Annotated in this window: 7 protein-coding genes; 4 read left to right on the forward strand and 3 right to left on the reverse strand. The window is 72.9% G+C overall.

The window, feature by feature from the left end; translation table 11 throughout:
• Nucleotides 1-84 precede the first annotated feature (84 nt).
• Nucleotides 85-1,071, forward strand: coding sequence for an endolytic transglycosylase MltG (mltG, locus tag VMV22_15010; GenBank protein HUY23640.1), 987 nt, complete (start codon nt 85-87; stop codon nt 1,069-1,071).
• A gap of 68 nt (nt 1,072-1,139) precedes the next feature.
• Complete coding sequence (gene aroE / locus VMV22_15015; GenBank protein ID HUY23641.1) at nt 1,140-2,048, forward strand: shikimate dehydrogenase; 909 nt, start codon at nt 1,140-1,142, stop codon at nt 2,046-2,048.
• Here the strand turns inward: aroE and VMV22_15020 are convergent.
• The 3 genes from VMV22_15020 to VMV22_15030 form a co-directional block, all read right to left on the reverse strand.
• On the reverse strand, nt 2,035-2,853 hold the full coding sequence (locus VMV22_15020) for a hypothetical protein (protein ID HUY23642.1): 819 nt from the start codon (nt 2,851-2,853) through the stop codon (nt 2,035-2,037). The genes aroE and VMV22_15020 overlap by 14 nt on opposite strands.
• A gap of 123 nt (nt 2,854-2,976) precedes the next feature.
• Nucleotides 2,977-3,759 (reverse strand): sulfotransferase domain-containing protein, encoded by a 783-nt coding sequence (locus VMV22_15025; protein ID HUY23643.1) that lies wholly within the window; start codon nt 3,757-3,759, stop codon nt 2,977-2,979.
• A gap of 78 nt (nt 3,760-3,837) precedes the next feature.
• Nucleotides 3,838-4,788, reverse strand: coding sequence for a mechanosensitive ion channel family protein (locus VMV22_15030; GenBank protein HUY23644.1), 951 nt, complete (start codon nt 4,786-4,788; stop codon nt 3,838-3,840).
• 32 nt (nt 4,789-4,820) lie between these two features.
• On the opposite strand from VMV22_15030, the gene rodA reads away from it, so the two are divergent.
• Both rodA and VMV22_15040 read left to right on the forward strand, forming a co-directional pair.
• The gene (rodA, locus tag VMV22_15035) at nt 4,821-5,960 is read left to right on the forward strand and encodes a rod shape-determining protein RodA (protein HUY23645.1); all 1,140 of its coding nucleotides are present in this window, start codon (nt 4,821-4,823) and stop codon (nt 5,958-5,960) included.
• Nucleotides 5,957-6,637: a bifunctional nuclease family protein gene (locus VMV22_15040; protein ID HUY23646.1), complete on the forward strand. Its 681-nt coding sequence runs from the start codon at nt 5,957-5,959 to the stop codon at nt 6,635-6,637. The genes rodA and VMV22_15040 overlap by 4 nt, the downstream gene beginning before the upstream one ends.
• Nucleotides 6,638-6,730 lie beyond the last annotated feature (93 nt).

Consider the following 6,730-nt stretch of genomic DNA (forward strand, 5'->3'; position numbering starts at 1 on the left):
GGGCCGCCCGGCGGGGCCGGTGGTGGGAGGCCCCCCGGCGGGGGCACATGGGGTGCCGCCCGGCGCCACCCGGTACGGACCGCCGTGGCCGTGCTCGCCCTGGTGGTGCTCGGGCTGCTCGCCGGCGCCGTGGTCTGGTACGAGGGTGCCGCCAACCCGGGGACCCCGGGCCCGAAGACCGTGGTCACCATCGACGCGGGGTCGTCGCTCAGCGCGGTGACCGCAACCCTGGTCCGCCAGCACGTCGTGGGCAGCTCGCTCGCCTTCCGGGTGTTCCTGGTGCTCCACGGCACACCTGTCGTGCAGCCGGGCCGCTACGTGCTGTACCGCAACGACAGCTTCTCCGACGTGCGCGCCCGGCTCGCCGACGGTCCCAACGTCTACGCGGTGACGGTGCTCTCCGGGTTCACCGTCGACGAGGTGGCGGGCCGGGTGGGGCAGGTCCCGGGCCACGACGGCGCCCACTTCCTGTCGCTCGTGACGTCGGGCGCGCTGCGCTCGCCCTACCAGCCGGCGGGCTCGACCGTCATGGACGGGCTGCTCGGCACGGGGACCTATACGGTGCTGCCGGGGGAGAGCGACGCCACGTTGCTCGCGGAGATGATCGACCGCTTCGACGCCACGGCGGCGGCCGTCGGGCTGGCCCCGGGGGCGTCGGCGCTCGGCGTGACGCCGTACCAGGCCATCACCGTGGCGTCGATCGTGCAGAAGGAAGGCGTGTACCCGGCCAACCTCGGCAAGGTGGCGCGCGTCATCTACAACCGGTTGGCCCTCGGCAAGGCGCTGCAGATGGACTCGACGGTGCTGTACTCCGAGCACCGCGACGGCGGGCAGGTGACGGCCGCCGACCTGGCGCTCGACACCCCGTACAACACGTACCTGCACAAGGGCCTGACCCCGACGCCGATCTGCTTCCCGTCGAAGGCGTCGCTGCAGGCCGCGCTGGCGCCCACGCCGGGGAACTGGCTCTACTTCGTGGTGGTGTCCAAGGACGGGACCGAGGCCTTCGCCGACACCTTCGCCGGGCAGCAGGCGAACGAGCAGCTGGCGAAGAGCCGGGGCCTCGGATAGCGGCGGGAGCGCGCATGCACGACGACGCCCGGCAGTCGCCGACGTGGCCGACGGGAGCATCGAGGGTGGTGGGTGTCATCGGCGACCCCGTCAGCCACTCGATGTCACCGTTGCTGCACAACGCCGCCTTCGACGCCCTGGGGCTCGACTGGGTGTCGGTGGCGTTCGCGGTGCGGGCCGGCGCGGCGGCCGACGCCCTGACCGGGATGCGGGCCCTGGGACTGGCCGGGCTGTCGGTGACGATGCCCCACAAGCAGGACGCCTTCCGGTGCGTGGACACCGCCAGTGACGTGGCCCGGCGCCTCGGGGCCGTCAATTGCGTGACCCTGCGCGACGGCGAGCTGCTGGGGGACTCCACCGACGGCGAGGGTTTCCTGACGGCCCTGCGGCGCGCCGTGGGGTTCGAGCCGAGTGGTCGGCGCTGCCTGGTGATCGGGGCCGGCGGCGCGGCGCGGGCCGTCGTCCTGGCGCTATCGGAGGCGGGGGCGTCCGACGTGGCGGTCGTCAACCGGACGGCGTCACGTGCCGAGGCGGCGGCGGCGCTCGCCGGCCGGGTGGGACGGGTGGGAACCCATGCGGACGTGGCGGACGCCGAGCTGGTGGTGCAGGCCACGCCGGTAGGGATGGCGGCGCGGGCGGGCGCCGACGGTGACGCGCTGCCAGTGGACCCCGGCGCACTGCACCCCGGCCAGGTGGTCGCCGACCTCGTCTACCTGCCGGCCGAGACGCCGATCCTGCGGGAAGCCGCGGCGCGCGGGGCCACACCCGTCGGCGGCCTCGGGATGCTGGTCCATCAGGCGGCGCTGGCGCTCGAGCTGTGGACCGGGCGCGCCGTGCCGGTCGACGCCATGTGGTCGGTGGCCGAGGCGCGGCTGTCCGGGGACGACAGCGGTCTGGGCGAGGGCTTCGTGAGGCCACGACGGCCGAGCGCTCCGCGGGGGGCGTCCCCCGTGGAGCGCCCCGTCAGGGACCCGTGACGGTGATGGCACTCACCTCGACGTGAGCCGTGAAGGCGGGGTACGTCCCGGGACCGGTCTGCAGGTCGTTGCTGGCGCGCACGCCGATGGGCCCGGGCACCTGGGGACCGAGGTTGCCGGGGTCGCTGCCCGTCAGCATCCACGAGCTCGGTTCGGGCGAGCCCACCTTCCACACCTTGGAGGCGAATGTCGTCGGGAAGGCGCCGGCGACGTGCACCATCACGTGGTACGCGTAGGGCCCGCCACCGGGATAGTCCTGCACGGGGTCGATCCCGGTGTTCTGCTCGATGGTCCAGTTGGACGGTGCACCCTTGCCCGCGGCGTTCTGCGTGCGCAGCCACAGCCGGCGCGTGCCGGCGTCCCACACGATGCCTATCCGGTAGTAGCCCGTCGCCGACGAGTTCTGGTACCGGGCCACGAGGTACGCCACCACCCCGCCGTACTTCGGGCCGATGGTGCTGATGTTCTCCATGAAGGTGACGTCGAAGCTCCCGGTGTAGTCGCGCACCGACGTCTGGGGGAGCGTGAGGATCTGCTCGGCGCTCAGGTAGTTCCCGGCCGGGATGGCGAAGACCCCCGCCGAGCCGTTGACCGACAGCTCGCTCGGCGTCCCCTTCACCTCGGTCCATGGGCCGCCGATCAGGGCGCTGCCCCAGCCGCCGCTCACCGTGCGCCCGAAGTAGTCGGAGGCGTACGGGACGGTGCAGGCCGCCGTCAGCAGGGCGACGGACGCCAGCACGGCGCCGAGGGCTGCGACCCCGGAAAGCCGCCGTCGGCGCTCCCGCCCACGCAGATCGCGGCCCATGCACCCCCTGGTACCCACGGCAGCCCCCCCCGAGAACCCCCCTGACAACAGCCCGAATCTACAGGCACCGGCGGTCCTAGGCGGCGCGCCCCCCGGTCGGGCCGGGAATCCGGTCGGCGGAGGTCAGCGTGCCCACAACGTGCGCCCCAACAGCTCGAAGAGGTCGTCGTTGAAGGGCGAGAAGTGCGCTCGCAGCATGTCGACCACGGGCGTGTCGTCGGCGGACCTCGGGGCTTCGTTGGTCGCCGGGAAGCCGGCGTGCTGCGGCGGCAGTCCCAACCACTGGAGCACCCGGGCCGGGCCCGGCGCGCTCCACAGCTCCTCGCTCGCCATGACCAGGATGCGCTCCCGGTCGACGACGGCGAACCACCGCCGGAGCTGCTCGGCGTAGTGGCCCCGGGTCTTGTAGGAGAAATTGCGGTAGGCGGCGCTCTCCCGGCCGGCGAGCACGAGCGCTTCCTGGCCGGCGAGGCGCTCGTCCTCGAGCGCCAGGGCGACGTCGAGGGGCTCGGTCTCGGCATGGATGCGCCGGGAGTGCCAGTAGTGCGAGATGGCCCGCTGGACCGGGTCGCGCAGGAGGGCGACGAAGCGCGTCGACTCGGGGAGGTCCGCGGCGGCGCGTGCCGGGGCGAGGGGGTGCAACAGCAGGTACGGCGTGGCTTCGAGGGACAGGCGCCCCCGGCCGGTGATGGGGAAATGCGCGCGGTACCAGCGCTCGCCGTTGTCGTAGAAGCGGTCGAAGTAGTGCACCTCCTTGGTGGTGGCGGGCGCCACCGACGGGTGGTCCGCCAGCCAGGTGAACAGCGAGGTCGTCCCGCCCCGCTGCGTGCCGATGATCACGACGTCGGGAAGGGGCCGGAGTGAGGCGGTGGCGAGGCGCCATGCCGCGACGGCGCGTCCGCGCACCGGGCTCCTCGGCAGGCCTCGCACCTCACGCCGCGCCGGGCCCGGCGCTCCTCGGTCCGCCATCGAGGCCCGGGGCGCCTACGTGTCCGCCGGGTCGGGCCCGTCGCCGGTCGTCGTGATGGGCGCGGCGGCGCCCACGGCACCGGCGTCGGCGTAGACCCCGGCGTCGTGCAGGCGTTGCACGATCATCTCGCGCAGGGCCCGGGCGACGCCGTCGCGCTGGGACGTGGGGGTGCGCACCGACACCCGGCAGGTGAAGGTGTCCGCATCGGCGGCGACCACACCCCACAGCCGGGGCGTCTCGAGGCACGACGCCGCGAAGCGGGGGTCACCCGCCACCGCCTCGGCGGCGGCGCGCACGGTGCCGAGCACCTCCTCGGCGTCGGCACGGGCGTGCACCGGGACGTCCACGGTGGCCAGCGCCCAGCCGCGCGAGGAGTTGGCCAGCTTGCGGATCTCGCCGTTCGGCACGAACCACACGGTGCCGTCGTAGGAGCGCAGGCGCGTGACGCGCAGCGTGAGGTCTTCGACGGTCCCCGTCGTGTCGCCCACCATGACGGTGTCGCCGATGTCGAACTGGCCCTCCACGGTCAGGAGGAACCCGGCCAGCAGGTCCCGCACCATGCTCTGGGCACCGAACCCCAGCGTGGCGCCGATCACCGTGGCCCCCGCCAGCAGGGGTGCCAGGTTGAGCCCGATCGTCCCGAGAGCGACGAAGAACGCCACGGCGCCGATCACCCCGCGCCAGACGTTGGCGACCAGCCCGGTGAGCGTGGCGGCGCGGGCCTCGGCCCGGGGCGAGTCGGACCGGGAGACGGCCTTGCGGGCGGCCGCGCCGATCCAGCGCCGGATCACCCGGTTGCCGAACCAGCCGACGAGCGAGGCCACCAGGACGATCACGACCACGGTGACGGGCTTGATCACCACCCCCTGCCAGTGGGACGCCGTCGTGGGGTCCACGCCCGCCCAGCGCAGGACCTGGTACAGCCAGCCCTGGTCGACCGCCGGCGATGTGGCGCCACTGAGCACGACCGGTATTCTGGTCCGTCGGAGCCACCTGGTTGAGCACCTCTGCATCCCACAGCCCCAATGCCGGTCGGCCGCTGGCCCTGCGGGTCGACGTCGCGCTCATCCTGACCACCCTGCTCGTGGCGTGCCTGGGCGTCGTGCTCGTGTACTCGGCCACCCGGTCCAAGCTGGCGCTGGCGGGGATCAACCCCCACTACTTCCTCACCCGGCAGGCCGCCTACGTGGTGGTGGGCGGCGCGGTGATGATCGTCCTGGCGGTGCTCGACTACCGCTGGCTGGAGCACGCCAGCGCCGTGCTGTACGTCGTCATGATCCTCGCCCTGCTGGCCATGTTCGCCGGGATCGGGACGAGCGCCCTCGGCGCCACCCGCTGGGTGCAGCTGGGGCCGATCCAGATCCAGCCGTCGGCGTTCGCCACCCTGGTGCTCATCGTGACCGTCGCCACGTTCTGCGCGCGACGACCCGACGGCCTGGACCGCACCGACCTGCTGAAGGTCCTGGCGCTCGCCGCGCTCCCCATCCTGCTGGTCGTGAAGCAGCCGGACCTCGGCAGCGGCATCGTCATGTGCGTCGTGCTGCTCGTGATGCTCGTGATCGCCGGCATCCCCAACCGCTACCTGATGTTGCTCGTCCTGCTCGTGGTGGTGGGGGCGTTCGCGGTGGTGCACTTCAAGCTTCTGAAGAGCTACCAGCTCGGCCGCCTCACCGCCTTGTTCCAGCACGGCCAGAACCTCCAGAGCACGGGCTACAACGTGAGCCAGTCCGTGGCCGCCATCGGCTCGGGGGGCCTGTTCGGCACGGGGCTGTTCCACGGATCGCAGACCAACCTGGCGTACGTCCCCGAGCAGCAGACCGACTTCATCTTCTCGGCCGTGGGCGAACAGCTCGGATTCGTGGGGGCGGCGGGCGTGCTGGCGCTCCTGGGCGTCCTGTCGTGGCGGGTCCTGCGCAGCGCGCAGCTGGCGCGCGACCCCTTCGGTCGCCTGCTGGCCACGGGATGCTTCACGCTCATCGCCTTCAGCGTCTTCGAGAACGCCGGGATGGCCATGCAGATCATGCCGGTCGCCGGGATCCCGCTCCCGTTCCTGTCGTACGGGGGATCGGCCACCGTGGCCTTCTTCTCGGCGGTGGGCATCGCGCTGTCGGTACAGCTGCGAGCGTCGTCACGATGACCGACCTCGGGCCCGGCGCGGGCCGGGTGGAGACGCAGCCGGTGGAGACGCAGCCGGTGGAGACGGTCGTCGCCCCGGAGGTGGTGGTTCCCGACACGAGCGCTCCCGGCGACGTCGAACGTGCCCCCTTCGATCCATTCGCGGACCCGCGGCCCCGGGCCGCCTCTGCCGACGAGGGCGGCGCCGCAGGGTCCCCGGACGCGCCGACGTACCCTCCCGAGGTGTGGCGGATCGTGGCGGTGGCCGGCGTCGCCATGGAACTGCCGAACGCCAATCCCGAGGTGATCCTGCACGAGGCCCAGGACCCGTGGCGTGAGGTGCGCATCCCCGTGGGCCTGGCCGAGGGCACCGCCATCGCCTACGCCTACCGGAGCATCGACACCCCCCGTCCCCTCACCCATGCGCTGTTTGCCGAGATCCTCGAGCGTCACGACGTGACCATCGAGGCGGTGCGTATCACCGTGCGCCGGGGGCAGGTGTTCTTCGCCGAGGTCGACACGTCGAGCCCGCGGGGCCGCAAGGTCGTGCCGTGCCGGCCGTCCGACGCCATCGCTCTGGCCCTGCGCCAGCGCATGCCGACGCCGGTGCTCGTGGCCGACTGGGTGTTCACCGGCGCCGCCGCACCGCCGGGGGTCGGCGCGGACGGGACGGTCGCGCCGACAGCGCCGCCGGTCTGAGCTCGTCGGTCGCCGCGATCAGCGGCCGACGGTCAGCGGCCGACGGTCAGCAGTTGACGGTCAGCAGTTGACGGTCAGTGGCCGACAGTCAGC

This window comes from Acidimicrobiales bacterium (genome assembly GCA_035531755.1).
In the GTDB taxonomy this organism is placed as follows: domain Bacteria; phylum Actinomycetota; class Acidimicrobiia; order Acidimicrobiales; family UBA8190; genus DATKSK01.